The 25,740-nt window shown below is 68.0% G+C and carries 29 protein-coding genes and 1 pseudogene; 17 read left to right on the forward strand and 13 right to left on the reverse strand.

Annotated elements, in window-relative coordinates; all coding sequences use genetic code 11:
- Positions 1-73 precede the first annotated feature (73 nt).
- Together ON39_RS26875 and ON39_RS26880 are read right to left on the reverse strand one after the other, a co-directional pair.
- On the reverse strand, positions 74-1,225 hold the full coding sequence (locus ON39_RS26875) for a hypothetical protein (protein ID WP_040738605.1): 1,152 nt from the start codon (positions 1,223-1,225) through the stop codon (positions 74-76).
- A gap of 229 nt (positions 1,226-1,454) precedes the next feature.
- A complete protein-coding gene (locus ON39_RS26880) occupies positions 1,455-2,015 on the reverse strand; it encodes a CHAP domain-containing protein (protein ID WP_040738606.1) in 561 nt (186 codons plus the stop codon).
- A gap of 251 nt (positions 2,016-2,266) precedes the next feature.
- Here ON39_RS26880 and ON39_RS26885 point away from each other — a divergent pair, with 251 nt between their 5' ends.
- The 6 genes from ON39_RS26885 to ON39_RS26910 all read left to right on the forward strand — a co-directional run bounded on the left by ON39_RS26885 (position 2,267) and on the right by ON39_RS26910 (position 6,617).
- Positions 2,267-2,530, forward strand: coding sequence for a type II toxin-antitoxin system VapB family antitoxin (locus ON39_RS26885; RefSeq protein WP_040738586.1), 264 nt, complete (start codon positions 2,267-2,269; stop codon positions 2,528-2,530).
- Positions 2,527-2,919, forward strand: a complete 393-nt coding sequence (locus ON39_RS26890; protein WP_040738587.1) for a type II toxin-antitoxin system VapC family toxin — start codon at positions 2,527-2,529, stop codon at positions 2,917-2,919. Before ON39_RS26885 ends, ON39_RS26890 begins: the two co-directional genes overlap by 4 nt.
- A gap of 105 nt (positions 2,920-3,024) precedes the next feature.
- The gene (locus tag ON39_RS26895; RefSeq protein ID WP_040738607.1) at positions 3,025-3,675 is read left to right on the forward strand and encodes an ABC transporter permease; all 651 of its coding nucleotides are present in this window, start codon (positions 3,025-3,027) and stop codon (positions 3,673-3,675) included.
- Complete coding sequence (locus ON39_RS26900; protein ID WP_051187145.1) at positions 3,668-4,867, forward strand: ABC transporter ATP-binding protein; 1,200 nt, start codon at positions 3,668-3,670, stop codon at positions 4,865-4,867. Before ON39_RS26895 ends, ON39_RS26900 begins: the two co-directional genes overlap by 8 nt.
- Positions 4,864-5,646: an ABC transporter permease gene (locus tag ON39_RS26905; protein ID WP_040738588.1), complete on the forward strand. Its 783-nt coding sequence runs from the start codon at positions 4,864-4,866 to the stop codon at positions 5,644-5,646. The genes ON39_RS26900 and ON39_RS26905 overlap by 4 nt, the downstream gene beginning before the upstream one ends.
- Positions 5,643-6,617, forward strand: coding sequence for a glycine betaine ABC transporter substrate-binding protein (locus ON39_RS26910; protein WP_040738590.1), 975 nt, complete (start codon positions 5,643-5,645; stop codon positions 6,615-6,617). The genes ON39_RS26905 and ON39_RS26910 overlap by 4 nt, the downstream gene beginning before the upstream one ends.
- Positions 6,618-6,672: 55 nt before the next feature.
- On the opposite strand, the gene ON39_RS26915 is transcribed toward ON39_RS26910, so the two are convergent.
- A complete protein-coding gene (locus ON39_RS26915) occupies positions 6,673-7,320 on the reverse strand; it encodes a TIGR03086 family metal-binding protein (RefSeq protein ID WP_040738591.1) in 648 nt (215 codons plus the stop codon).
- Between the two features lie 112 nt (positions 7,321-7,432).
- Between ON39_RS26915 and ON39_RS50815 the strand changes: the two are divergent.
- Positions 7,433-7,975, forward strand: a pseudogene (locus ON39_RS50815) (helix-turn-helix transcriptional regulator); the annotation flags it as partial.
- Positions 7,976-8,099: 124 nt separating this feature from the next.
- Positions 8,100-8,384, forward strand: coding sequence for a WYL domain-containing protein (locus ON39_RS50820; protein ID WP_246002828.1), 285 nt, complete (start codon positions 8,100-8,102; stop codon positions 8,382-8,384).
- A 56-nt stretch (positions 8,385-8,440) separates the two neighbouring features.
- On the opposite strand, the gene ON39_RS26925 is transcribed toward ON39_RS50820, so the two are convergent.
- Positions 8,441-9,898 carry an MFS transporter gene (locus ON39_RS26925; protein WP_040738592.1) on the reverse strand — a complete coding sequence of 486 codons (1,458 nt, stop codon included), beginning with the start codon at positions 9,896-9,898 and terminating at the stop codon, positions 8,441-8,443.
- Positions 9,899-9,971: 73 nt separating this feature from the next.
- On the opposite strand from ON39_RS26925, the gene ON39_RS26930 reads away from it, so the two are divergent.
- Entirely contained in the window at positions 9,972-10,457 is a 486-nt protein-coding gene (locus tag ON39_RS26930) for a MarR family winged helix-turn-helix transcriptional regulator (RefSeq protein WP_040738593.1), read from the forward strand.
- Here the strand turns inward: ON39_RS26930 and ON39_RS26935 are convergent.
- Positions 10,454-11,437 carry an Lrp/AsnC family transcriptional regulator gene (locus tag ON39_RS26935; RefSeq protein ID WP_040738609.1) on the reverse strand — a complete coding sequence of 328 codons (984 nt, stop codon included), beginning with the start codon at positions 11,435-11,437 and terminating at the stop codon, positions 10,454-10,456. The two genes, ON39_RS26930 and ON39_RS26935, sit on opposite strands and share 4 nt — an antisense overlap.
- Before the next feature lie 68 nt (positions 11,438-11,505).
- Between ON39_RS26935 and ON39_RS26940 the strand changes: the two genes are divergently transcribed.
- From ON39_RS26940 to ON39_RS26960, 5 genes are all read left to right on the forward strand, one after another.
- Positions 11,506-12,441: an NAD(P)H-binding protein gene (locus ON39_RS26940; protein ID WP_255219300.1), complete on the forward strand. Its 936-nt coding sequence runs from the start codon at positions 11,506-11,508 to the stop codon at positions 12,439-12,441.
- 28 nt (positions 12,442-12,469) lie between these two features.
- Positions 12,470-13,072: a hypothetical protein gene (locus ON39_RS26945; RefSeq protein WP_040738594.1), complete on the forward strand. Its 603-nt coding sequence runs from the start codon at positions 12,470-12,472 to the stop codon at positions 13,070-13,072.
- Positions 13,073-13,187: 115 nt separating this feature from the next.
- Positions 13,188-14,993 (forward strand): lipase family protein, encoded by a 1,806-nt coding sequence (locus ON39_RS26950; protein ID WP_040738596.1) that lies wholly within the window; start codon positions 13,188-13,190, stop codon positions 14,991-14,993.
- Between the two features lie 35 nt (positions 14,994-15,028).
- Positions 15,029-15,337: a hypothetical protein gene (locus ON39_RS26955; RefSeq protein ID WP_040738598.1), complete on the forward strand. Its 309-nt coding sequence runs from the start codon at positions 15,029-15,031 to the stop codon at positions 15,335-15,337.
- Positions 15,334-16,080 (forward strand): hypothetical protein, encoded by a 747-nt coding sequence (locus ON39_RS26960; RefSeq protein WP_040738599.1) that lies wholly within the window; start codon positions 15,334-15,336, stop codon positions 16,078-16,080. The genes ON39_RS26955 and ON39_RS26960 overlap by 4 nt, the downstream gene beginning before the upstream one ends.
- On the opposite strand, the gene ON39_RS26965 is transcribed toward ON39_RS26960, so the two are convergent.
- Positions 16,081-16,635, reverse strand: coding sequence for an NADPH-dependent FMN reductase (locus tag ON39_RS26965; protein ID WP_040738600.1), 555 nt, complete (start codon positions 16,633-16,635; stop codon positions 16,081-16,083).
- Between the two features lie 86 nt (positions 16,636-16,721).
- Complete coding sequence (locus tag ON39_RS49030) at positions 16,722-17,426, reverse strand: hypothetical protein (protein WP_146251038.1); 705 nt, start codon at positions 17,424-17,426, stop codon at positions 16,722-16,724.
- Positions 17,427-17,499: 73 nt separating this feature from the next.
- Here ON39_RS49030 and ON39_RS49035 point away from each other — a divergent pair, with 73 nt between their 5' ends.
- Positions 17,500-17,652 carry a hypothetical protein gene (locus ON39_RS49035; protein WP_157195518.1) on the forward strand — a complete coding sequence of 51 codons (153 nt, stop codon included), beginning with the start codon at positions 17,500-17,502 and terminating at the stop codon, positions 17,650-17,652.
- Positions 17,653-17,659: 7 nt separating this feature from the next.
- Here ON39_RS49035 and ON39_RS26970 read toward each other — a convergent pair whose 3' ends face one another.
- A complete protein-coding gene (locus ON39_RS26970) occupies positions 17,660-18,550 on the reverse strand; it encodes an NAD(P)H-binding protein (protein WP_040738601.1) in 891 nt (296 codons plus the stop codon).
- 69 nt (positions 18,551-18,619) lie between these two features.
- Here ON39_RS26970 and ON39_RS26975 point away from each other — a divergent pair, with 69 nt between their 5' ends.
- The gene (locus ON39_RS26975; RefSeq protein ID WP_040738602.1) at positions 18,620-19,429 is read left to right on the forward strand and encodes a LysR family transcriptional regulator; all 810 of its coding nucleotides are present in this window, start codon (positions 18,620-18,622) and stop codon (positions 19,427-19,429) included.
- Between the two features lie 72 nt (positions 19,430-19,501).
- Positions 19,502-20,617: an FAD-dependent oxidoreductase gene (locus ON39_RS26980; protein ID WP_051187158.1), complete on the forward strand. Its 1,116-nt coding sequence runs from the start codon at positions 19,502-19,504 to the stop codon at positions 20,615-20,617.
- Between the two features lie 173 nt (positions 20,618-20,790).
- Here the strand turns inward: ON39_RS26980 and ON39_RS46155 are convergent, their stop codons facing one another.
- From ON39_RS46155 to ON39_RS27005, 5 genes are all read right to left on the reverse strand, one after another.
- The gene (locus ON39_RS46155) at positions 20,791-22,005 is read right to left on the reverse strand and encodes an HNH endonuclease signature motif containing protein (RefSeq protein ID WP_051187150.1); all 1,215 of its coding nucleotides are present in this window, start codon (positions 22,003-22,005) and stop codon (positions 20,791-20,793) included.
- Between the two features lie 169 nt (positions 22,006-22,174).
- Positions 22,175-22,969 (reverse strand): hypothetical protein, encoded by a 795-nt coding sequence (locus tag ON39_RS26990; RefSeq protein ID WP_146251037.1) that lies wholly within the window; start codon positions 22,967-22,969, stop codon positions 22,175-22,177.
- Positions 22,962-23,675, reverse strand: a complete 714-nt coding sequence (locus tag ON39_RS26995; protein ID WP_146251036.1) for a MarR family transcriptional regulator — start codon at positions 23,673-23,675, stop codon at positions 22,962-22,964. The genes ON39_RS26990 and ON39_RS26995 overlap by 8 nt, the downstream gene beginning before the upstream one ends.
- Before the next feature lie 367 nt (positions 23,676-24,042).
- Positions 24,043-25,122 carry a redox-regulated ATPase YchF gene (gene ychF, locus ON39_RS27000; RefSeq protein ID WP_040738603.1) on the reverse strand — a complete coding sequence of 360 codons (1,080 nt, stop codon included), beginning with the start codon at positions 25,120-25,122 and terminating at the stop codon, positions 24,043-24,045.
- Between the two features lie 132 nt (positions 25,123-25,254).
- On the reverse strand, positions 25,255-25,740 hold a 486-nt coding region (locus tag ON39_RS27005), incomplete at its 5' end, for a quinone oxidoreductase family protein (protein ID WP_040738617.1).

A 25,740-nucleotide genomic window follows, 5' to 3' on the forward strand; every position in this document is an offset into this window, starting at 1 on the left:
CACATGGGAACCGCCAGACCCATGGGACACACTGTTTCACACTGGTCACACGGGACAGGGAGACGCGACTCGGCTAAGCCTTGGCGGAAGTACCCGAAGGCACCGAGGAGCCGATACGGGCGGCGACGTCGATGGTCCGGCCGGAACTGTCGGCGAGTTCTCTGGACACCACCCCCGCGACCTGCGCGATCACCTGCTTCTTGATGCCGGCGAGCGCGCCGAGCGTCGCCGCGCGCACTCCGTGTGCCTTGAACTCCAGCCGGATGTCGTCCGGGTCCGGCGGCGGCACGTCGATGACGACGAGCAACGGGTCGGCGGCGCGCGCGGTCAGCACCAGCGGCACCTCGACGTCGGCGCGGTAGCGGTTGGCCTTCAGCACGTCCACCGTGATGTCGAGGCTGACGGGCAGCATGAGGTCGAAAGACCGTGGCGTATCGGCCTTGTCGTCCACGTGGGGCACTCGGACGCTGCCCCGCACGGTGACCGTCGCCGACTTGCCCGGCCCGGTCTTGAGCGGCCCGACCTCGATCGGCCGTCCGGCCATCCGCTCCACCACGCCGAACACGCGCTCGCGCGTCACGATCCGGGAGAAGAACCGGTGCCCGAATTCGTCGTAGCCGATCCAGTCGAACTCTTCGCGCTCCCGGTGCTCGGAGCGCGTTCCGTTCACGATGGCCTCGATATCGAAGACCCGGGCGCGCCGCGCCTGTGGATCGGCGAGCATGCCGTTCACCCGGTTCGCCACCTCACGCTGAACCAGGCCCGCGATGGGATCGAGCAGCACCTCCCAGGCCGACTCGACGGCTTGGGCGCGCAGCACGAAGCTGACGTCGTCGGGGGTGACCGGCGGGATGTCGATGACGATCAGCAACGGGTCGGCGGTGCGCGCGTGCAGGGTGAGGTCGATCTCGACGCGCGCCTCGAGCCGCAGTTTCTTGCCGCCGAGCATCACCTTCAGCGCCAAGGACACCGGGACGGTGACGTCGAACGTGACGTGCGGGCCGCTGTGCACGACCTCCGGCTTACCGACCTTGCCCTCGGCGACGAATCCCGCGAGGCCGGCCGGGCCGAGCGAGAAGGGGCCGATCGCCATGCCCCGCCCGGTCATTCCGGACACCGCGGCCTCGATCCGGTCCTTCGTCACCGCGTGGGTGACGAAACGCTCTCCGAAATCGGCGTAGTCGATCCACGTCGGGTCGCTACGCGGTGCATCGGTCGACTGCATCAGATGTTCCGGAACCCTCACCTCTCGATGGACACTGACACGGTACGCGAGCGACATTGCCCGAAAGTTGCGGCGGGCGAACCCGAGATCCCCGTCCTGCCGATGAGGGGGAGGCAGGGCGGGGATCGGCGACGACGCTGCCGGGCGCCGTCACATCTATCGTAGGGCTATCGCGCGCGCTCCTCGGACGCGCGCACCCCGCAACACCGCCGCCGACGGCCGTCGATCGTCATAGTCGCCCGAATCCGACGACTCCCGGCACCTCGGCCGGCGCGAACGTGTGCACGCTGATCTCGCCGAACTCGTTGCCGCCGATGGTCGTCACGACGCCGGCCTCGGACTTCAGCACGATGTTCGTGTGCTGACCGAAAGGGCTGGTGGCGTCGTACATCAGCACGTCGCCCGTGCGCGGCCGGTAGTCGCCCACCGGGACGAATCGGCTCGTGCTCGCGTAGTACTCCTGCAGGGTGAACACGCCCGGGATCCGCCAGGAGCCCGAGTTCGGGTTCGCCAGCGGCGCGCCCGACTCCCGCATCACCCAGCTCACGAAGTCCGCGCACCACGGTTCGCGCACGCCCTCGGCGTACTTGGTGCCCGCGCCCTGGCCACGGAATTCCCGCGCCGTCACCGCGACCACCTTCGCCTGCGTCGGGTCCAGGGTCGACTCATCGATCGCCGGGAACTCGGTCGCGCGCTGCCCGACGATCGCCGCGGGGGTCGAATGCTCTTGCCACCAGCGGACTCCCACCACCGCGGCGGCGGTGAGGGCGAGCACGAGCAGCCCGATCACGAGCCACGGGCCCCGCCGAGCGTCCTCGCCGCGGGAACGCGCCCGATGAGAGCCTCCGACGTGCTGTTCCGACATTCTCTCCCCCGGTTCGTCCCGTGCTCGGCCGATCTCGGCCCTTGCTGCATTGGACGAACGGGAAGGCCGAACGGTTCCCGTCGAAAAAACATTTTGCCTTCCACGATTCTCGAGGTACTGTTCCACCATCCCGTTCTAGAGGGGTAGAAATCCCCAGTCCAGAAGGGTTGAGACCAATGGGCTTGAACATAAAAAACGAGAAGGTGCACGCCTTGGTGCGTGAGGCAGCGGCGCGGACGGGAATGTCCCAGACCGGCGTTATCGAGGAGGCAATGAAACGCATGTTGAAAGAGCTTGACGCCGAACGCGAAGCGGCGCACCAGTCCAGAAAGGCGCGGATCTGGGAGATCCTCGCCGATATCGACGCCAGGATGACAGCCGAGACGCGAGCATTGCTCGCGACCGACGATCTCTACGACGAGCAGGGGATGCCCGCATGATCGTAGACGCCTCGGCCTTGCTCGCCATCCTCCAGCAGGAGCCCGAACGGGGCAGCTTCATCGACGCGCTCGACGCGGCGAAGTCCCGGTCGATGTCCGTGATCAACCACTTCGAAGTAGCGATCAGGGTCGATCGGAGTGCCGACCCGGTCATCGCGCGGCGCTTCGAGGAATTGATGGAAGAGGGGGATATCGAACTCGCCCCCGTGTCGCTGGAGCAAGCCGCCATCGCCCGAGCCGCCTACCGCGACTTCGGCAAGGGCAGCGGGCACAAGGCACAGCTCAACCTCGGCGACTGCTTCGCCTACGCACTCGCCACCGTCACCAAGAAGCCGCTGCTCTACAAGGGCAACGACTTCGTGCACACCGATATCAGATCCGCGGTCTAACCACGGAGCGTGATTCCGGGCGGCGGTTCGCCGCCCGGAATACCCTCCGGGCGAACCGAATCCGCGCTACCCTCCCAGGACACCGGGCGACGGGGAGGTACGACCCTGGACACGCTGTGGACTTTCGTAGTGCATCGGCGACATCAGCTGCTCATCGACTCCTATCTGCATGTGTCGGCGGTGTTGCAGTCGGTGCTGATCGCGACCGTCGTCGCGGTGCTGGTCGGAGTTCTGGTGCACCGCAGCCCATTCGGCTCCTCCGTCTCGACGGCCGTGGCGAGCGCCATCCTCACCGTGCCGTCGTTCGCCCTGCTCGGCCTGCTGATCCCGGTGCTCGGGCTCGGCGTCGCCCCGACCATCACCGCGCTGGTGCTCTACGCGCTGCTGCCGATCCTGCGCAACACCATCATCGGTCTCTCGTCGGTGGACCCCGCGGTGACCGACGCGGCCCGCGGCGTCGGGATGAACCGCCTGCGAGTGCTCACCGCCATCGAACTCCCCCTCGCCTGGCCCGCCATCCTGGCCGGGATCCGGGTCAGCACGCAGCTGATCATGGGCATCCTCGCCATCGCCGCGTACGCCAAGGGTCCGGGGCTCGGCAACCTCATCTTCTCCGGGCTCGCCCGGCTCGGTAGCCCGAACGCGGTCCCCCAGGCGCTCGTCGGCACGGTGCTGATCGTCGTGCTCGCGCTGATCCTGGACGGGATCTACGTCCTCGTCGGACGTTTCACCACCTCGAGGGGAATCCGTGACTGACACCGAAACCCGTTCCGGCGGCACCGCGCCGGCGGTGTGCGGCGAGGAGATCGTGCTCGACGCCGTCACCAAACGCTATCCGGGCCAACGCGATCCGGCGGTCGCCGAGGTGTCGATGACCATCCCGGCCGGCGAGATCGTCGTGCTGGTCGGCCCGTCCGGCTGCGGCAAGACCACCACCATGCGGATGATCAACCGGCTGATCGAGCCGACCTCGGGCACCATCACCATCGGCGGGCGCGACGCCGCGTCGATGAACCCCGACCAGTTGCGCCGCGGCATCGGCTACTCGATCCAGCAGGCCGGGCTGTTCCCGCACATGACGGTCGCCAAGAACGTCGCGACCGTGCCCGGCCTGATCGGGTGGGATCGCAAGCGGGTCGCCGCCCGCACCGACGAGATGCTCGACCTGGTCGGCCTCGACCCCGACACCTATCGCGACCGCTACCCGCGCCAGCTCTCCGGCGGCCAGCAGCAGCGCGTCGGCGTCGCCCGCGCGCTCGCCGCCGACCCGCCGGTGCTGCTGATGGACGAGCCGTTCGGCGCGGTCGATCCGATCACCCGCGGCCTGCTGCAAGACGAATTACTGCGGCTGCAAGGCGAATTGGGCAAGACGATCGTCTTCGTCACGCACGACTTCACCGAGGCCGTCAAGCTCGGCGACCGAATCGCCGTGCTGGGCGATCGATCCCGCATCCTCCAGTACGACACCCCGGCCGCCGTTCTGGCCGATCCGGCGGACGAGACCGTCGCGGGCTTCGTCGGCGCGGACGCCTCGCTCAAGCAGCTCACGCTCACCCGGGTGAGCGACGTCGACCTAGGCCAATGCCCCACCGCCACCGAGGACGAACCCGTCGACACCCTGCGAACCGCCCTGTCCGACAAGGACTGGCCGTGGGCGCTGGTGCTCGACCGGCAGCGGCGGCCGCTGCGCTGGGTCTCGGCCGAGCACCTGGCGCACGCGAACTCGTTGCGCGACACCGGCTCTCCGATCGGTGAGCCGCTCTCGCTGCGCTCGACGCTGCAGGACGCGCTGGAGGCCCTGCTCGCCGACCAGACGGCCAACGCGGTCGTCACCGGCAAGCGCGGCGAGTACGCCGGGCTGATCACCATCGACACGCTCGTCGCGCATCTGTCGGCGATGCGCGCCGAGCACCGGTCCGCCCGCCCCGCATCGGGTGACGCGCCGTGACGACGGCCACCGGAACACCTCCCGCGAGGTCCGCCCCGGCCGCGCAGCGCCGGGCCGAGCGCATCCGGCTGGTCGTCCAGCCGGTCATCGTGCTGCTGCTCGCCGCGGGCGTGCTGGTGTGGGCCTTCGCCCGCGACCTCACCACCACGCAGCAGGCCAGCCTCAACACGCGCAATATCGCGACCTCGACGTGGCAGCACATCCTCATCACCGCGACCGTCGTGCTGATCGTCATCGCGGTCGCGGTGCCGCTCGGCACGCTGCTCACCCGGCCCGGATATCGCCGTCTGGCACCGTTTTTCGTCGGCATCGCCAATATCGGCGCGGCCGCGCCGGCGATCGGCCTGATCGTGCTGTTCTACCTCGTCACCCGCACGACCGGCTTCTGGATCGGTGTCGCGCCGATCGCGTTCTACTCGCTGCTTCCGGTGTTGCGCAATACGATCCTCGGCTACCAGCAGGTGGACAGCACGCTCACCGACGCGGGGCGCGGGCAGGGCATGTCGGCGGCGACGGTGTTGCGGCGCATCGAGTTTCCGCTCGCGGTGCCCTATATCCTGGCCGGCCTGCGCACCTCGCTCGTGCTGGCGGTCGGCACCGCCACGCTGTCGTTCCTGGTGAGCGCGGGCGGACTCGGCATCCTCATCGACACCGGCTACAAGCTGCGCGACAACGTCACGCTCGTGGTGGGCGCCGTGCTCGCGGTCGCGCTGGCCCTGCTCGTCGATTGGCTCGGCGCGCTGGCCGAGCAGTTCCTCGGGCCGAAGGGGTTGAAATGAGGCGGGCGTGGCGCGGCGTCGCGCTGGCGGCCGGGCTGCTGCTCGTCGCGGCGTGCGGCTTGGAATCCGGTAGCGCGGTGCCGCTTCGGGTGGGTCCCGGCAGCATCGGCCCGATTCCCGAACTCGACGGCGTGCGAATCACGGTGGGGTCCAAGGACTTCACCGAGCAGAACATCCTGGGCTACATCGTCGAGTTCGCCATGACGGCGGCGGGCGCCGAGGTGCGCGACCTGACGAACATCCAGGGCTCCAACAGTCTTCGCGACGCACAGCTGCACGGCCAGATCGACGTCGCCTACGACTACACCGGCACCGGCTGGGTCAACTACCTCGGCAAGGAGACCCCGATCCCGGACGAGGTGGGCCAGTTCGAGGCCGTCCGCGAGGCCGACCTCGCCGCCCACGGCATGCTGTGGACCGACATGGCCCCGATGAACAACACCTATGCGCTGGTGATGAGTTCGGCCACCGCTCAGGAGACGGGCGTGCGGACGCTGTCGGACTACGCCGCCCTCGTCGCGAAGGACCCGGCCGCCGCGGCCACCTGCGTCGGCACGGAATTCAATGTGCGCCAAGACGGTTACCCCGGCCTGGCGCGCAAGTACAACATCGATCTCGGCAAGGCCCGCAGGCAGATCGTCCAGGATGCCGTGGTCTATCAGGCCACCGCCGACGCCAAGCAGTGCCGGTTCGGCTCGGTCGCCGCCACCGACGGCCGCATTCCGGCGCTGAATCTCGTTCTGTTGCAAGACGATCAACGTTTTTTCCCGAAATATAATGCGGCAGTGGTGATGCGCAGATCCTTCGCTGACGCGCATCCGCAAGTGGCCGAGGTCTTGGCGCCGATCTCCAAGCGCCTCACCAACGAGTCCATCACCGAGCTGAATCGTCAGGTCGATGTCGAGGGTCGCGAGCCCGCCGATGTGGCGCGCGACTGGATGGTGGCCGAGGGGTTCGTCACCGCCCGCTGACGTTGCCCCGCAATGGTTCTCCCGCACCAAAGTGTGCGGGAGAACGGACAGCGCGTCAGCTGCGCGGGGCGCGACCGAGGTAGCGCAGGAGCTCGGCGACGACACCGCCGTCGGATCCGCCGTCAACGATCGCGGCGTACGCGCCCCACTGCCGCAGCGGCTCAACGATTTCCGCCTCCTGCCCGCTGCCCGGGGCGGGGTGCGCGGTGCGCGCGGCGGTGAGCAGATACCCGGCCAGCTCGTCGGTCAGCGGCGACGGCTGGCCGGTGCCGACGGCGATGTCCCAGGCGTGCACGGCGGCGTCCAGTGCGCCCATCACGGCGGCGACCGGGGTGGGCAGCGCGCCGTGCGGCAGCGGCGTCGGGACGGTCGCGGTGCCGTCGGCGACGGTCGCCCAGGCGGCCGCGGTCTGCTCGATCGCGTCCTGGACCAGCGCGGTCGGCGATCCGTCGATCGTGCCGGAGGGCTCGAAGGGGTTGTCGGACGGGCCGATTCCGATCCCGAGGGCCGCGGCGAAGGCGAGCTGGTCGCCCGCCGCGTGCTGAACCACCTGCGTCACCGTCCATTCCGAGCACGGCGTCGGCAGCTGCCATTGGTCGTCGCGGACCCCGGCGACGACGTTTGCCAGCGCGCGGTAGGACTCGGCGACGACGTCACGCCACACCGGCTCGAGGGTGGCGATGGAGGAGGTGGCGGCGTTCATGTCTCGGCCTTTCGATCGGTGTTTCTTGCTTCTGACATGAGCCTATGGCTCAATTAGGCTGCTTTCGTTCCTAAAATTTTCGAGGGTTGATGTGACGCCGACCACAGTCCGGGTGCTGCGTTTGCTGGCGCTACTACAGGACCGCGCGCACACCGGCCGCGAGCTGGCCGAGCGCCTCGCGATCACCGATCGCACCCTGCGCAGCGATATCCAGCGGCTGCGCGAACTCGGCTACCCGGTGCAGGCGCAGCGGGGCGCGATCGGCGGTTACCGCCTCGGTCGCGGCTCGACCATGCCGCCCCTGCTGCTGGACGACGACGAGGCGGTCGCCGTCGCGGTCGCCGTCGGCTTAGCCGAGGACGGCGCCACCGGCATCGCGGACATCGGCGAGAACGTCACCCGCGCCCTCGCCAAACTCGATCAGATCCTGCCGAAACGGTTGCAGCGCAAGGTGACCGCGCTGCGCCAGGCCACCGCCATCGGCCCCGCGACCACCGGATCCCGCGAACCCGACGCCCCCGTCCCCGCCGCGACCCTGACCACGCTGGCCGGCGCCATCCGCGACGGTGCCACCGTGCGGATAAGACTGACCGAGGGCAGCGAGGAGGTCGAGCCGTATCGGCTGATCAATTGGCAGCGCCGCTGGTACCTGGTCGCCTACCGGCTCGAAAGCCATTCCTGGAGCGCGATTCCCGTCGCCAGGATCGAACAGGCCGGACGCGGCCGAGCGCCGCTTCGCCGCCCGCGCACTGCCCGACGAGGACCTCGTCGCCTTCGTCATGCGAGACATCGCGAGCACCGGCTGGCGGGTGCACGCCCGCGTGACCGTGCTCGCCCCCGCCGAAACCGTCATCGCCCGAATCAATCCCGCGGTCGGTGTCGTGGAGGCCATCGACGCCGACAGCTGCGCACTATTGACCGGCGCCGACGCCTTGGAGACCATCGCCATCTACCTCAGCATGCTGATGATGGACTTCCGCGTGGACAGCCCGCCGGAGCTCGTCGACCACATCCGCACCCTGGCCCGCCGCTACACCGAGGCCCTACCACCCGATGAGGTTTGATCAGGGCCTACGACAAAGCCGGCCCCGGTTTTCCCGGGGCCGGCTTCAACTTCGGCTCAGGCGTGTCCGACGGTCGTCGCCGCGTCGGGCGCCTTGCGCATCGGGATCAAGGTGGTCAGCACGATGGCGACCACGGCGGCCGCGGTGGCGATCAGGAAGGTGGTGTGGAAGCCGTCGCGCGACGGGAACACGTGCACGCCGAGCTGCATGGTCATGTGGGCGAGCACGACGCTCATGACGGCCGAGGAGGTCGACGTGCCGACGGAACGCATGAGCGAGTTCAGGCCGTTGGCCGCGGCGGTCTCGGTGATCGGCACCGCGCCCATGATGAGCGCGGGCATCGCGGCGTAGGCGAGGCCGACGCCCGCGGCGACGATCATCGACGCCAGCATGATCTCCCAGACGCTGTTCATCAGCACCAGCGCGCACAGGTAACCGGCCGCGATCACCGCGGAGCCGAGTGCGAGGGTGACCTTGGGACCGCGCGCCGCGGACAGCTTGGCCGACACCGGCGAGAGCAGCATCATCACGAAACCGGTTGGCGCCAGCGCCAATCCGGCGTTGACCATGGTCAAGCCGAAGCCGTACCCGGTCTGCTCCGGCGCCATCAGCAGCTGCGGGAAGGTCAGCGACATGCCGTAGAGCGCGAACCCGACCGCGACGGAGGCGATATTGGTGAACAGCACCCGCGGCCGCGCCGAGACCCGCAGGTCGACCAGCGGCGAACGCTGACGCAGCTCGAACGCGCCACAGCCGACGAACACCACGACCGACACCGCGAACAGGATCAGGGTCGTCGGGCTGCCCCAGCCCCAGTCCGCGCCCTTGGTGATCGGAATGAGCAGCGCCAGCAGCGCCACGGAGAGACCGATCGCGCCACCGAAGTCGAACCGCGCGGGCGTGCGCACCGGCGACTCCGGCACGAAGACGAAAACCAGTGCGGCGCAGATGAGGCCGAGCCCCGCCGCGGTCCAGAACAGCACGTGCCAGTCCGCGTTCTGCGCGATCGCGGCGGCGAGCGGCAGGCCGAGGGCGCCGCCGACGCCGAGCGTCGCGCTCATGATCGCCATCGCCGAACCCACCTTCTCGGCGGGCAGTTCGTCGCGCATGATGCTGATGCCCAGCGGAATGGCGCCGACCGCCGCGCCCTGCAGGGAGCGGCCGACGATCTCGGGGATCAGCGCGGAGAAGCTCGCGCAGACGACCGATCCGGCGACCAGCGAGAGCAGGTTGACGAACAGCACCCGTCGCTTGCCGAACATGTCGCCGAGCCGGCCGCTGATCGGGGTGAACACGGCGCCGGCCAGCAGCGTGGCGGTGACCACCCAGGAGGCGTTGGACGCCGAGGTGCTCAGCAGGTCGGGCAGCGACGGAATGATCGGGATGACCAGCGTCTGCATGAGCGAGACGACGACGCCGACCATTCCGAGGGTCGCGATGAGAACCGCCGGCGTGGGACGCCTTCGGTCGTCGGTATCGGAGACGGTCGAAGACGCGTCGGCAGCAACAGTCACTATGTGCACGCTACACATGTTGTGTATGGTGCACAATTGGATAAAACGTGACGCACCCGACATAGTGAGGCCCATGTCCGATTTCGGTCCCGCCGACGACAACGCAGCGCTCTCCCGCCTGGTCTTCGAGTTGTCCCTGCTAGCCAGGCACTTTCCCGCGTCGCTGCTGCGTCGCCCCGGCTTCCAGCTAGACCGTTCGGCATTCCTCATCCTGACCAGGCTCGAGTTCGACGAGCCGCTGAGCCTGCGCCAGCTGTCCGAGGCGTTCCAGCTCGATATCTCCACAATCAATCGCCAGGTCGGCGCGATGCTCAAACAGGGGCTCGTCGACCGCGTGCCCGACCCGAGCGGAGGCATCGCCCGCAAGATTCAGGCCACCACCAAAGGCCTGGATGTGCTGGCCTCCGATCGGCGGCAGAGCCGCGAAGGCATCGGGGCGGTGGTCGCCGACTGGGCCGATACCGACGTCGATCAGTTGAGCAGGCTGATCGCGCGGTTCAACCAGTCCGTCGAGCACATCGAGGAGAATCCCTGGCCGCGGCCACCGCTGATTCGCTAGCGCACAAGCTTGTTCAACTCCGACACCGCCCGCCCGCCTGCCTTCACCGTCGCGAGGACCGGAGCGGTCTCGAGCGTTCGGATCGCATCGATCGCGCCGAGACGGCCGGTGAGATATCGGTGCAGGGCGGCGGGATCCGGGCACATGGCCTGGGCGACGAGGTTCGCCGACCCCGTGGTTGCCGCGACGAAGGCGAGCTCGTCGTGCGTTGCCAGCGCGGTGGCGACCGCGTCGAGGCGGGCCGGGGTGACCGACATCCACAGCAGCGCCCGCGTGGTCGCGCCGAGGAGCGCGTCGTCGAACTCGACGTCGAAGAAGAGCGCGCCGGTCGCGCGCAGCTCGGTCAGTCGCCTGGTGACCGTCGCGGGTGACCAGCCGGTCGCCGCGGCGAGCTCGGTGAGGCCGGCGCGGCCGTCCCGGCTCAGCGCGGCGAGCAGAGCGGTCTCGGCGGGGGCGAGTTCGCGCTGTCGCGGCGGCGCGGCTTCGACCCGAAGTTGTTGCTGCTGAGCGGTGTTCAGCGCGTTGACGTGGCCGTGCCATACCCCGGGGCCGCCGTGATAGATGTGCAGCACCAAATGCGCGGACACCCCGGTGATTCCGGCCGTGCGCGGAATGTCGTGCAGCAGTAGGGATCGCGAGGTCTGCGCACCCAACGGGACGTCGACGATGAGCAGGATCTCGGTGCCGCCGGACACCAGCTTCACCCAGGAGGTGTCGGGTCTGGCCGCCAGGGAGCCGGCCAGGGTCCGCGCGGCGGCCGTCGTGGTGGTGAGCCGAACCAGCCACTGCGCCTTGCCGATTCCGTCCATGTTCGGCAGGCCGACGACGCGCAGGCCAGCCTCGGTGCGGAGCCGGCGGTATCGCCGGGCGACGGTCTGGGTCGACACACCGAGGACCGCGCCGATCCGGGCGAACGGCGCCCTGCCGTCGATGTGCAGCGCGTGGATCAGGCCGCGATCGACCTCGTCCAGTGTGGTCATTCCTTTCATATCACCATCCGGCATGGAAAGTTTCCACCGATCTCATGCGGCAGATGGAGTGGTTCCCCGTGCCGATCGCACTCTGGTCCAGGCAGCGGGCGCTCGACGGGATCGCCCGCACGATCGAAAGAGCAAGCGACATCATGATTCTCGTGACCGGAGCCACCGGAACCGTCGGCCGCGCCCTGATCGACCACTTGCGGACCGCGGGCGAGCGAGTACGCGCGACCACCCGGCACCCGGCGACGGCGCAACTGCCGACCGACGTCGAAGTCGTCCGCGCCGATCTGAGCGACCGCAGTGAGGTGGCCGCCGCGATGCGCGGTGTGGATCGGGTATTCCTGCTGTCCACCGGCCCGGCGATTCCCGAGCACGACGCCGTGGTCGCCGCGGCCGCCGCCGACGCGAGCGTCGCGCGCCTGGTCAAACTGTCGTCGGGCCGCACCGGCGACGACACCGCGACCGACCCGATCCCCACCTGGCACCGCGCGGGCGAGCACGCGGTGCGCGCGTCCGGCGTGCCATGGACGATCGTGCGCCCGCTCGGGTTCATGTCCAACGCGCTGCACTGGGCGGGCACGATCCGCGACCACGGGGCCGTGTACGCGCCCTATGGTCAGGGGCGGATCGCCGTCATCGATCCGCGCGACATCGCCGCCGTCGCGCAGGTAGCGCTCACCACCGACGGGCACGACGGGCAGGTGTACACGGTGAGCGGACCACAGGCGCTCTCGCCCGCCGAGCAGACCGCCGTCCTCGGCGAGGTCATCGGCCGACGGCTCGGCTTCGTGGAGGTCGAGCCCGAACAAGCACGCCGGGCGATCATCGACCACGGTGTGCCCGCCGACATGGCGGACGCGATCATGGCGCTGCGAGCCACCGCGCTGGAGGCCTTCACCTCCGTCGTGCACGACACCGTCGAACGGGTCACCGGCGTACCGCCGCGCACGTTCCGCGCGTGGGCGGTCGAGCACGCGGCCCAGTTCCGGTCCGCCGCAGCCTGACTCGGCCCGGCCCCCGTACGATCGAGGTGTGAGGCTGGGTGTCGTATTGCTGGCCGTGACGGTCCTGGCGGCCGGATGCGACGCCGGCGCGGACGAGTGGTCCGACTGGACCGTCACGGTGTATTACACCGCGGTCGAGTCGTACCACGACGGCCCCCGCGAGACGGTGCACGGCTGCCTCGACCTCGACTGCGCCGACTCCGACGCCCGAATCGGCGAGCTGCCCAGCGATTTCGTCGACGCCGTCCGCGACGAGGGCACCGGCCGGATCACCAGCGGGGCCAACGCGGGCACCTACCTGAACTGGTCCTACGACATCGGCTTCTGGCTCGACACGCAGCCGCGCGACGCCGGGGGCGAGATCTTGCAACCGTTCCGCAGCGCCGCCGCCGAGGGGATGGCGCCCGGCACGCGGCTGCGCCTCGCCGACTGCGGCATCATCGACCCCGAATCCGCCCCGCCCTGCACCGAATTCCAGTCCGCCGAGTGGATCATCGGCGACGAGTTCATCCCCGGGCCGGGTGGACCGCATCATCTCGACCTCTACATCGGCGAGGAGACCGCCGAAGCCACCCCCGACATCTCCGTGTTTCCGTTGTTCGCGGGGGCCACCGTGGAACCGCTCTCGTAGGTACGTCGCCGTTGAGCGCGGGCGTACGGGCAAGATCACAGGGATTGCTCGTCGGCCGTCCGTAGAGTTGTCGGCATCGAGCTTTTTGCCGCGTGATCGACGGACGGAGGCCCTGGTGAGCGATGGCAAGGCCCGGACATGGGACGTACGCGGCATCGCGTGGTGGCTGCCCGGGCTCGCCGTGATCCTCTCGGGTGTGTTGCTCTACTCGCCCTTCGGCGTCTCGTTGATCGAGGGACGGTTTGTCGTGGCGGTCGCGATGCTGCTGCTCGGCGCATCGGCTGCCGCGCGATGGTGGATGACGCGAACCGACGGCGAGGCGCCGAGGCGGCTCGTTCACGCTCGGCGTTCGCTGGGTGTCGAGGCCGTGCTGGCGGCGGGGTTCGGCGTCCTCGGTATCGCCGCGTCGACCATGCCGGTGTCGCTGTCGCTGGTGTGGGTCGGAGCGTTCTGGATCGCGCTCGGCGGCTGCGGGCTGCTGGCCGGAGCGCGGCGCGATGACGTCGTGGTCGCGTCCGCCGCGCTCGCGGGCTGGCAGGTGCTGGCCGGGGCGATCCTCGCGACGCTGCCCTTCCGCACCGGCTTGGACTTCACCGCGTGGACCATCCTCTCGCTGGTGAGCACCGGGGTGGCGATGGTGGTCCGCGGCGTCCGGTTGACCGCGCCCCTCCCCCGCCTGAGCGCGCTGCGCTGGTGGCGTCCGGCGGCGGTGAGCGTGCAGTTAATCGTGCTCGCCGTGGTGGCCGGCTGGTACGGGACCGTCGTCACGCAGGCCGCGCGACAAGACGCGGAACAGGCGCGGCTGGCCGCGTTCTACGAAGTGCCGCAGGGGGTTTCACCGGAGCCGCCGGGCACCGTCATCCGCTCCTCGCCGATGTCACTGCCCGGAGTGAACGGCCGCGGTCAACGCATTCTGTATTGGTCGCAAGACCGTAATGGCGCCCCGACGGTGTCGTCCGGCATGGTCTGGACGCCGCTCACGGAGGGTGCCGACCGGCCCATCCTCAACTTCGCGCACGGCACCGTGAGCCTCGGCGCCGAGTGCGCGCCGAGCAGGCAGTCGGGGATCGCGGCGTCCATGCCGTGGCTCAACGACGCGCTCGGGCGCGGCTGGGTGGTCGCCGCCAGCGACTACGCGGGCGCAGCGGGCACCGGCGACGGCGAGCACTACCTCGTCGCCGCCGACCAGGGCCGCGACACCGTGAACGCCGCCCGCGCCGCCCGCAACCTGCCCGGCACCGGCGCGAGCACCGACATGCTGATCTACGGCGTCTCCCAGGGCGGACTCGTCTCGCTGGCCGCCGCCGCCCAATCCCCCACCTACGCACCCGAATTGCACCTGGTCGCCGACGCCGCCACCGCGCCCGCCTCCGATATCGCGGGCATCCTGCGCGAGCGCCCACCCCAACTCCTCGACGGCTGGGCCGTCGTCCCCTTCCTCACCACCCAGTACGCCAAGGCCTATCCCCAACTCGACCCCAACGCCCTGCTCACTCCCCAAGCCGCCGCCCGCAATCATGAGCTGGCCGAAGCAGGCTGCGCCGCAACACCTTTCGCCGCGCTATTCCCCCGGCTCACCGTAATCCCCGGCATGGGCGACTATTTCAAAGGTGATCCGCTCGCCGACCCCCGCTGGCGACGCGCCTTCGAGGACAACCGCGCCCCCGACATGTCCCCCGGCACCCCCGTCTACCTCGCCCAAGGCCTAGACGACCAACTGGTCCCCCCGAAATTCACCGCCGCCCTGGTCGAACGCTACTGCGCCGCAGGCACCCCCGTAACCACCCAGTGGAACCCCGGTGTCGGCCACGACAACCACAACGAAAAAGCCGTCTCCCCCCGAGTAATCCAATGGTTCGCCGCCCACCTGACCAAAACCCCCACCCCGAACAACTGCCCCGACCCCCTCCCCACGCGGTGATTGCATATCTAGCTATATCTAGGTAGTTTTGCAAGATGACATCTGTCCGAGTGCCTATCACCACCGCCTCCCGCAAAGGCGTCTCCGGACTCGTCGCCGCGAGCGAAGAGCAGCGGGTGATACTGACCAGTCACGGCCGGGCCGTGGCAGTGGTCGACTCGGCCGACCGGATCGATGAGGACCTGCGCAAAATTCGCGAGGCCAAGCTCGCGATCCTCGATGCCGCGGCCGATCTCGCGTCGAACCGGACGCGGACGTTCGACCTCGCGGAGGTGTGCGTCCGGCTGGGGGTCGACGAGGCCAGGGTGCGTGCCATCGCGGCCGAGCGCGTCGCGAATCGGTGAGGAAGGGCGAGTCGTTCCCCGGCGACCAGGCGGAGATCCAGTTCTCCGACGCGTTCGTCGAGTACCTCGAGGACCTGCCTCCTGCCGAATGCGAGTCGGTCCTGGTGGATCTCCTTGCGCTGTGCGGCAATCCGGCGGGTAGCCATCCGCTGAGCAACCGGGGCAGTGGGGATCGGCTGGCGGGCTGGAACACCCTCGATGTTCTGGGCAAGCAGCATCGGGTCGTTTTCTCCAGCCGGATAGTCGGCGACGTCGGCCTCATCGAGGTCCTCTGCGCGGGCCCGCGCCGGGCCGACGCCGCCTACGACATGGCGAATGCGTTGATCCAGTGCGGGCGGCTCACGCTCGACGAAGCCACCGAACTATGGCAAGCCCTGGTCTTGCTCGACCTGCTCGCCGAGGACATCGGCCTCGACGGCTGGGACTTCCGACCGGAACCGGCGCCGGAAGGTCTCATTCGTACCGTCGTCGCCGCCGGATTACTCGACGAGACCATCGCCCTTGTGTTGTCGAAAGACGAGATCGATGCGGCGATGTCGCGGGGCTGGGGACCGGAGGGACCGGATCCCGAGGCCGCACTGCGCGCCGCGTTGGCGCGCGCACGCGCCGGAGTGGACGCCGGCGACCTCGGCCGGATCATGCAGGGTCGGCGCGAAGAGCGTTGTGGCGCAGCGCTTCCGCGTGCCGGGGCCGCCTGCATCCGGCGGAAGGATCATCCTGGGCCGCACCGCGCCACCGCTTGATCAGGCCGCGTAAGGGTTTTGGGTGCGGGCGGTGCGGAGGGCGGATGCCCACCAGTGGAGTTGGTCGAGGAGTTGGTCGGCGGCGGCCGCGGGGGCGGCGGGGTCGGTGGGATTGCCTGTGGCGTCGAAGAGTTGGGCGGCGCCGTGGAAGCTCACGGTGTCGCGGACGGTGACGGCGTGCAGTTCGGCGAAGACGTGGCGCAGGTGTTCCACGGCGCGCAGGCCGCCGGAGACGCCGCCGTAGGAGACGAATCCGATGGGCTTGGCTTGCCATTCGGTGTAGTGGCTGTCGATCGCGCTCTTGAGCGGGGCCGGGTAGCTGTGGTTGTACTCGGGAGTCACGACGACGAAACCATCGGCGGCAGCCAGCCGAGCGCTGATAGACGTCCCCGAGACATGTTCTGACAGTCGGTCTTCCGCGAGATCGATGAGATCGAGCGTGACGTCCCCACGCCGCCGGGCATGCTCGACGAACCAGGCGGACACCGTGGGCCCGAACCGTCCCGTCCGGGTACTTCCCACGATGACCGCGACCTTGACCGGATTTTCCGACATGCCAATTCCTTTCGACGTGCGCTGGTGTCGCAGGCAAGCGTCGAACATGAACAAAGGTTCAGGTCAAGTCGGCGTGCTCCGGGTCCCTATTTGGCGGTGGTGGTCGCCGTCGGCTCGGGAGCTGGCGACGTGGTCACCGTGGTGGCGGGTGGTGGCGTCGTCGACGACGGGGCAGGCGTGGGCGTCGGCTTGATCGGCGGCGGCGGGCACTTTCCCGTCTGCTGAGCGATCGCGTTGATCTCGGCCGGCGACCGTGGATCGCCCGTGTAATCGAACCGCTCCGTGCAGAGCGCACCGCAGTTGTCGTTGCAGTTGTCCGTCCCGCCGGGGCGCGGAGCGGGTAGCTCGCCACAGAAGATCTGGCCGCAGTTGTCGGTACCGCCGGGTTGCGGAGCGGGCGGCTCACCGCAGAGAATTTGGCCGCAGTTGTCGGTGCCCCCGGGCGGCGGCTGGACGGCGGGTGCACCCTGATCACCCCGCTTCGATGCTTCGACCTGCGGTACACCGGGATGGGGTGGCAACGGAGCCCAACTCGTCGGCGTCATCGTCTTCGCGGCGACCGACGTGGCGGTCGCCTTAGACGTGGGGGCGGCGGAGTCGGACCCTTTCGACCCACACCCCGCCAACACCAATACCAACGTCACCGCGGCCAGCAGCGCACCTGCGATCGCACGCAGCCGAATACCCCGCACCATGGAAACCCTCATCTCCTCCTGCTGCCGAAGCAGCCCACCCCGAACCAAGGCCAAACGTACACGGCAGTACACGCTTTCGGACAGCGGGCCGACCATCCCTTGATCATCGCGTCCGGTTTCGAGTGCTATCTGTCCGAGAACGTAACGGCGACAGCCGATCCCGGCCTGGGTGCCAACGTGTCGTTCGAGGGACGACGGCGGCTTTCTCGGCATCCTCATCGGCACCACCGCCGACGGCGACGTTATCGTGGAGGCGGTGGGCTTCATCCGCGACACCGCGAGCTCCACCAGCCCCGACTATCAATTCAGCTGGTACACCTAGCTATCGCTCACCCGCCGACCGCGGGCGCGAGGACCTCCGCGCACCACTCGCGGAAGGTCGTCGGGCTCTCGGTCTCCGGTGTGCGCGCCACGCCAGTGTCGAGGCCCGCGTCCTTGGCCCACATCATGTCGATCAAGCCCTGCGCCATCGCCTCGCTGCCGCCGCGGCAGAGGAACGCGGCGCGGAAGTCATCGATAGACTGCCGCTGGTAACGGATCGGGCGGCCGAGCACGTCGGACATGATGCGCGCCATGTCATTCGGCGAAAGATCCTCGGGTCCGAGCACCGGGACCTCGCCCGTGCCGGTCCACGAGCGGTCGAGCAGCAGGCCGGCGGCGACGGCGGCGATATCGCGGGTGGCCGCCAGCGGCGCTGCGCGGTCGGCGTCGACGATATCGGTGAACACGCCGTGCTCGCGGATCGGAATCACTTGCCGCAGAAGGTTGTCCATGAACGACGGATTGGCCAGCGCGCGGTAGGCCACGCCCGTTTCGGCGATGAGGTCGTCCATGGCCAGCGACGCGGTCACATGCCCGGCGCGTTCCGCGACGGGGGTGCCGCGGCCGACCGCCGAGACGCCGACGACGTGCCCGACCCCATGAGCGGTGAAGGCCTTGGCGGCGGCACGCGTGAACTCGGTGTACACGGCTTCCAGGCTCGGCGCCCGCGGATCCGGCGGGACCAGCCAGAAGACGGCGTCCGCGCCCGCGAAGGCGCGGTCGACGGTCTCGGCGTCGCCGTGCGAGCCGGTGACGACCTCGACGCGGTCGCGGACCGAGTCGGCCAGCTTCGCCGGGTCGCGCGCGATGACGCGCAGTTTCTCGTCGGGTGCTTGTTCGAGCAGGATTTCCAGGACCCGGCCACCGATCTGGGCGGTGGGGGCGGTAACAACGATCATGATTCGAGTCTCGGGGCGGCCACCGGCGACCGTCCAATACCCTTTGCCGCCCGTTGATACCCTCGAGGTATGGATCTGGACCTGCGCAAGCTCCGCTACTTCGTCACGGTGGCCGAGCGGCGGCACTTCGGCCGGGCCGCCGAACAGCTCTATATCGCGCAGCCGGTGCTCAGCCGCCAGATCAGGGCCTTCGAGCAGGAACTCGACTGCACACTGTTCGTGCGGACCACCCGCAGCGTCGAACTCACGGCCGCCGGGCAGCAGCTGTACGAGGAGGCGCAGGGCATTCTCACGACGGTCGACTCGGCGGTGCGGCGCGTGCACGACATCGATCGCGGTGTCCGGCGGCTCGTCGTCGCCTTCTCCACGGGATTGCATGTGTCCGAGGCGATTCGGGCGTTCGCCGCGCGCCATCCGGACGTCGAGACCGACGTGGTGCCTGCCCGCTGGTGGGAGCGCGAGGCGCCGCTGCGCGACGGCCGGGCCCAGGTCGGCTACCTGCGGCGACCATTCGACGAGTCGGGTCTGCGGGTCATCCCGATCGGCCATGAGCCGAGGGTCGCCTGCCTGCCCGCGACGCACCCGCTGGCGGACCGCGCCGAACTCACCCTCGCGGACCTCCACGGCGAACGGATGCTCGACGTGCCGAACAGACGCACGACGTCACTGGAGGAGAAGTTCGAGCTCATCGCCTCCGGGCAGGGGATCACACTCATTCCGCTGAGCGTCGCACGCTCCTACGCCCGCCCCGACCTCGTCCACATCACCGTCACCGACGCCCCCGTGGCCGAGGCGTGCCTGGCCGCCGTCGCGGACCGGCGCGAGAAATTGCTGCGCGATTTCCTGGCGATTGCCGAGACGACGCTGCGTCAGCGGTGAATTCCGTGCGCGCATGACGAACGCAAGCACGACGCAAGTTCGATGCAATTTCCACACGGCACGCTCTTCGACGTGACCGAATACGCAGACCAACAGACCGATCGCGCCACTCCGGTAACCATCGTCGGCGCCGGACTCGGCGGCCTCACCCTCGCCCGCGTCCTGCACCTGCACGGCATCGCGGCGACGATTTACGAGGCGGAAGCCTCCCCCATGGCGCGCGGGCAGGGCGGATTGCTCGACATCCACGACTACAACGGCCAACTCGCCCTCCAGACGGCCGGCCTCATGGATGAATTCCGCGGCATCATCCTGGAGGGACACCAGGCAATGCGGGTCGTCGGTCCGGACGGCACCCTCCTGGCCGACCATGCCGATGACGGTTCCGGCGGCCGCCCCGAGGTGTACCGCGCCGAGCTCCGCCAGATCCTGCTCGACTCGATCCCCGCCGGCACCGTCCAGTGGGGACACAAGCTCAGCGAAGTCCGTCCCCTCGGCGCGGGCCGCCACGAACTCACCTTCGCCAACGGCGCCACCGTCACCACCGACCTGCTGGTCGGCGCCGACGGCGCATGGTCGCGAGTCCGTCCGCTGCTGACCGCCGCCGTCCCCGAGTACGCCGGCGCCGCGGGCATCGAGACCTACCTGTTCAACGCCGACGTCAACCACCCCGCCACCGCGAAAATCGTCGGCGACGGATCGATGATCGCCCAGGGCCCCACCAGCGAACTCTTCGCGCACCGGGAAAAGAACGCGACTCTGCACGCCTACGCCATCCTCACCAGACCCCTCGAATGGTTCGACACCATCGATTTCACCGACCCAGCCGCCGCCACCGCCCGCATCGTCCGCGAATACGAAGGCTGGGCACCCGAACTCACCGCCCTCATCACCCAAACCGACACAGCACCCCTCCTACGCCCCCAATACACCCTCCCCACCGGCCAGACCTGGGACCGCGTCCCCGGCGTAACCCTCATCGGCGACGCCGCCCACCTAGCACCCCCCAACGGAGAAGGAGCCAACTTCGCCATGCTCGACGGCGCCGACCTCGCCAAAGCCATAGCCGCCCACCCCACCGACCCCGAAACCGCCCTCACCCAATACGAACTCACCATGTTCCCCCGCGCCGCCCACCTCCCCCAAGAAGCACTCGATTTCCACGAATCCTTCGACAAGCATCGGTGAGCCGTGCCCAAGTGAGCCCCCAACCCACCCGGCTGGGGGCTCACTCAATTCCGCATCTGCTCTCCGCGTCTCGAAATTCCGTGCTGTTCAATAAGGCCGGATACCACGTGTTAGCCGAACGGAACGGCTCAAACACTCGATAGCTCGAGCACATCCGCCAGCGCCCGCGCGACCTAAGCCTCGAGTAACTCCGCAGTTCCGCACCAAGCCTCGTGACGCTCCTTCGCGGCGACGAGGAGGCGCTCGCGGAGCTGGTGGCGCGAACGCCCTCGGGTCTTCACCGCATGGCAGTCCGGACACAGCGCGATCATCTGCACCGGGTGATCCCGGCCTCCTGTGGCGATGTCGGAGACATGGTCTACCTCCAGAACAGGGAGGCCGCTGTCGGTGTGATCCGGGGCCGGCTTGCCGCAGGAAGGGTTTTCGCATAACCCTCCGCTGCGGAGGATGACCGCTCTCTGGGCTGCGGCGAGCCGAATCGGATCATTGCCGACTGTCGGACGCCGCTTCCCACGGGTGCTCGCTTCGCGGTTCGTGACCACGTCGATCAAGTCCTGGTAGGCGCGCTTGGGATCCTCGCTACTCGCCTCGTCATCAGTCAGCGCGGGATTGTCGTCGATGACCGAGCCTCCCTCGAGGCCAACCGCTTTCGTCACCGCAACGTAGTCGAAGTCCCCGAAGAACTTGTCGATGATCGCGGTGACGACCTGCACCCGAGCCAGACCAGACGAGCGGAGCAGTTCGTAGACCGGCGCGGGAAGACCACCGTCTGGCTGATGTTCGTCGAACCACCGGCGCAGCCGCGCATCACCGTGAGCGGTAGGAACGGCAGCCGAGGTATCGAGTGTCCACAGTCCGGCACGACAAAGCGCCGCGATCGGGTAGTCCGGACGCCCCTCAGGACGCTCACCGGATCTGTGGTGCGCGCTCAATAAGGGGATGAGCTCCGCCTGTGTCCGCTCCCACACCAACACCCGATCCGCTCCCCGCTGCGCTCGGCCGATCGCCCACAACAGCACAACTGCCTGTTTCAGCATGGGACCGCTCGCCACCGTCGCGGGCCGAAGTTCCTCGATCGCGCGGACCAGCTCCTGAACCGTCAACAGGGGAACCCGATCGATGACGTCGAAGCCCAAGCGCTGCAACACCCCCGCAGCATGGCTCCAACCGCCGGAGAACTCCGTAGCTCGCAGGGGAGGCTGCCCACTCAGGAACGCGTGTGCGGCACCGGCAAGAGCTTTGGAATCGTAGAACTTGCCCTCGTACACAACGAACAACCGCCGAGACTCAGCGAACCCGTACTTCACCAGGAACCGCTCACGCCCAACCCGGTCGAACTCCCTGATCGCCGCAATGACCGCATCCCGCGTCAAGTCCCTGAGCGCCACATCGACACGATAAGCGACCCCACCGACAAGAACGTCATCTCGCCGAGATCTCCGCAGCCGGGACCGACCACACACGGAGACGTACGAGGAAAAGCCCTACCCAAACCGCCCTGGAAGGCCTACACGTGGATCCGAAACTCGACCACCGTTGCGCAGCCGACCAACGCGTTTAGTTGAGCGTGACTAGGTTTCGGACCATCGCACCGAAACGTGCTCGGCCAGAGACGAAAAGCTTTCGGTCGACGGTTCCACGTTCCACGCGGGAAACAAGTTGCGCCAATGCGGTAGCCGCGTCTCGTCGAGTACCAGTGAGCGCAGCCTCTCGGAGCCGCCACGGCGTGATACTCGTACGGTAATGATGAGCTATTTCGAAGAGCGAGCAAAGATCGGCGACATCCTTCTCCGCATGTCGGCTTGCCCAAGCAAGGGCCTTCAAGATAACGGCCGCTTCGACGTCCGGGATCAACACCGTGAAGCGGATCCGGTTACCGTCGCGCAACCCCACCTCAGCAGAGACTGAGAGCGGAGGTGACTGGATCGCCATACTCAACCCGGGCGCCGTGTCGAATCCACGACCCTCGATGATGCTGGTTCTCCCCGTGCTGCCGAACGGCACAAGCAGGTCCACAGTCATGCGTCCCTCAAAGCTGTTCTTGCCGTATCGATTTCCCTTTTCAGCCTCGTATCCGAGCTCTTGAAGTCGCCGATGCAAGCTTTGACCGGCAGCGACCGGCCGGCTGACGCCGGCATCAGCATCTGCGGTCCCCCGAATCTGCAGTGACGGTGTCGGATAGGCGTGTATCAGCAACTGCACCATGTGGCCGCCGATGACACGGTATCCGCCGTCCTCGTCGATATCGATCTCGGCGGCAGCGTGAGCTAGGTCCGCGAGGGCTAGGAACCCGAGGTCGGATGCGTTCGAGGTGGACATAATCTGCACTTCGACAGATCGCGGCTCAGTCACTGAACGCTCCGTCGGCGATGTGCGCTTTCAGGCGCGCGGCTGCCTCATCTGCGGCAGGCCCCGTACTTGTGTTGAGGAGGTCCCAGAGCACGATCGCGGGGTCAGCAGTCGGATGCCGACGACCCGTACTCATGTGAGTCGCTACTTGGATAATTGTCGGATCGTCCGGGACCACCACCTGCATGGTCGCATCGAGACGATCGGCAGGACTCAGCCCGACGGGGGTGAAATCGACCAGCTCCGGAACATAGAGCAAAGCCGTTGAGGGAACTTGCCACGGCGAATACTCATCAGCGGCGAGATCCCCGGAGATCACCGACTGCAGCTCCAATTCCTCCAGCAACTCACATGCGGTCGCAGCCTGTCCCGAAATAGCGTCCAGCCCATACCAGTACGTCACCGTTCCCTTCGGGCCCGGATATTCGCTCAGCCACGCATCCAGCGACTCGATCGGCGCAGACCAGCCACCTCGACCGTGACTGACGAGGGGAATCAACTGCAACGCCTGCGATACCGCCTGCTGACTGATGCCGGTTAAATCGGCCAGCACAGGCTGTGTCAATGGCTTACCGGCCACAGCAAGAATCCGTTGCACAGCCCATCGGCCCCATGCAGTACGGCCGACCTTGCCGGAGCCACCGCGATCGCTCGCGTCTGTCAGCACCTGACCATCGATCACAGTGAAGGGCGGGTCGTCGATGACCAAGTCGAAAACCCCCGACATGGCAGCTCTCGAAACTGCTGCGCCGGCGCTTGGCGCAACATGCAAAGTTCGACGTGTCGAGTGCGATGAGCCGCTGCGCAGCATGCTCATCGTCAATCGTCGTGGCCAAATGCGCAATGCTAGGTCGACAGGAACCCCTGTTCGCGGACTCCTGATAGTTAACCCACCAGGCGCGCCGCCTACTACTTGAACGCCGGCATGACGGAGAAGTCCTATCAGGTCGCGAGTACTCACGTCACACTCCCGGCAGCGCATACCTCAATCGAGCCATACTTGTCAAACAAGCTTACAGCAACAAATGCAGTGAGACTTGTTTGACAGCCGGAAAGAGAAGATCTCCGCAGGTCTGCTACACGTTGAACCGGAACTCGACTACGTCTCCGTCATGCATGACATAGTCCTTCCCTTCCATCCGAACCTTCCCCGCCGACTTGGCGGCGGCCATGGAGCCGGCAGCTACGAGGTCGGTGAAGGCTACTACTTCGGCTTTGATGAAGCCGCGTTCGAAGTCGGTGTGGATTACGCCGGCGGCTTTGGGGGCGGTGTCGCCTTGGTGGATGGTCCAGGCGCGGGATTCTTTGGGGCCGGCGGTGAGGTAGGTCTGGAGGCCGAGGGTGTGGAAGCCGGCGCGGGCGAGGGCGTGCAGGCCGGGTTCGGTCTGGCCGATGGATTCGAGGAGTTCGAGGGCGGATTCGTCGTCGAGTTCGAGAAGTTCGGCCTCGACCTTGGCGTCGAGGAAGACGGCGTCGGCGGGCGCGACGGAGGCTTTGAGTTCGGCGATCTTCGCCTCGTCGGTGAGCACGGACTCGTCGGCGTTGAAGACGTAGAGGAAGGGCTTGGTGGTGAGCAGCGAAAGTTCTTTGAGCAGTTCGGTGTCCACCTTGTTGCCGGCCGCGAACAAGGTGGTGCCGTTGTTGAGGAGTTCCTGCGCGGCCTTGGCGGCGTCGGCGACCGGCTTGCGGTCCTTCTTGATCTTGGCTTCCTTCTCCAACCGCACGACCGCCTTCTCCAGGGTCTGCAGGTCGGCGAGGATGAGCTCGGTCTCGATCACCTCGATGTCGGCGGCGGGGTCGACCCGCCCGTCGACGTGCACCACGTCGTCGTCGGCGAACACGCGCACAACCTGGCAGATGGCGTCGGCCTCGCGAATGTTGGCGAGGAACTTGTTGCCGAGCCCGGCCCCCTCGGAGGCGCCCTTGACGATGCCGGCGATGTCGACGAACGACACGGTGGCGGGCACGATGCGCTCGGAGTGGAAGATCTCGGCGAGGGTGTTCAACCGCGGGTCGGGCAGCGGGACGACGCCCACGTTCGGCTCGATGGTCGCGAACGGGTAGTTCGCGGCCAGCACGTCGTTCTTGGTCAGCGCATTGAAGAGCGTCGACTTTCCGACGTTGGGCAGGCCGACGATTCCGAGGGTGAGACTCACGAGACTGCCTCGCTTCGCTCGGCATTCTCGTTCGTCTCGGACGCTGTGCTAGATGGTTCGCTCGCTCGCTCGCTCACGAGAAGAAGAGTCTACGCGGCAGGCGCGGTCCCCCGACCCGCGCCTGCCCCGTGATCAGGGAATCAGCACGACCTTGCCGAGGTTGGCGCGGCTCTCGATGACCGCGTGCGCCTCGGCGGCGTCCTCGAGCGCGATTTCGGCGTGCACCGCGGGCTTCAGCTGACCCGACGCGACGTACTGCCACAGCTCCTGCCGCCACTGGTCGTACAGCTCGGGCTGTCCCTTCGCGATGCGGGCCATCTGGAAGCCGATCACCGACTTGGCCCCGACGAGCAGGTCGTAGGCCTCGATGGTGCCGCCGCCGGAGCTGTAGGTGACCATCCGTCCGCCGGGGGCGACGGCGGCGAGCGCGGGGCCGAGCAGTTCCCCGCCGACCGCGTCGAGCGCGTAGTCCACGGGCTCGCCCCACGACTGCTGTCCGTACTCGACCACCTCGTCGGCGCCGAGCCCGAGCACGAACTCGGCCTTCGCCGCGTCCGACACCGCGCCGACGACCCGCGCCGCGCCGCGCACCCTGGCGAGCTGAACGGCGAGGTGCCC

Origin of the sequence: Nocardia tenerifensis NBRC 101015 (genome assembly GCF_000308715.1) — a bacterium.
Taxonomy (GTDB): Bacteria; Actinomycetota; Actinomycetes; order Mycobacteriales; family Mycobacteriaceae; genus Nocardia; species Nocardia tenerifensis.

Coding starts and splice junctions, on each gene's coding strand:
- ON39_RS26975 (WP_040738602.1), top strand. CDS start 18,620: ATGGATCTGGACCTGCGCAAGCTCCGCTACTTCGTCACGGTGGCCGAG.
- ON39_RS26970 (WP_040738601.1), bottom strand. CDS start 18,550: ATGATCGTTGTTACCGCCCCCACCGCCCAGATCGGTGGCCGGGTCCTG.
- ON39_RS26890 (WP_040738587.1), top strand. CDS start 2,527: ATGATCGTAGACGCCTCGGCCTTGCTCGCCATCCTCCAGCAGGAGCCC.
- ON39_RS26935 (WP_040738609.1), bottom strand. CDS start 11,437: ATGACCACACTGGACGAGGTCGATCGCGGCCTGATCCACGCGCTGCAC.
- ON39_RS26915 (WP_040738591.1), bottom strand. CDS start 7,320: ATGAACGCCGCCACCTCCTCCATCGCCACCCTCGAGCCGGTGTGGCGT.
- ON39_RS26955 (WP_040738598.1), top strand. CDS start 15,029: ATGACATCTGTCCGAGTGCCTATCACCACCGCCTCCCGCAAAGGCGTC.
- ON39_RS49030 (WP_146251038.1), bottom strand. CDS start 17,426: ATGGTCGGCCCGCTGTCCGAAAGCGTGTACTGCCGTGTACGTTTGGCC.
- ON39_RS26885 (WP_040738586.1), top strand. CDS start 2,267: ATGGGCTTGAACATAAAAAACGAGAAGGTGCACGCCTTGGTGCGTGAG.
- ON39_RS26875 (WP_040738605.1), bottom strand. CDS start 1,225: ATGCAGTCGACCGATGCACCGCGTAGCGACCCGACGTGGATCGACTAC.
- ON39_RS26965 (WP_040738600.1), bottom strand. CDS start 16,635: ATGTCGGAAAATCCGGTCAAGGTCGCGGTCATCGTGGGAAGTACCCGG.
- ON39_RS26930 (WP_040738593.1), top strand. CDS start 9,972: ATGTCCGATTTCGGTCCCGCCGACGACAACGCAGCGCTCTCCCGCCTG.
- ON39_RS26910 (WP_040738590.1), top strand. CDS start 5,643: ATGAGGCGGGCGTGGCGCGGCGTCGCGCTGGCGGCCGGGCTGCTGCTC.
- ON39_RS50820 (WP_246002828.1), top strand. CDS start 8,100: ATGCGAGACATCGCGAGCACCGGCTGGCGGGTGCACGCCCGCGTGACC.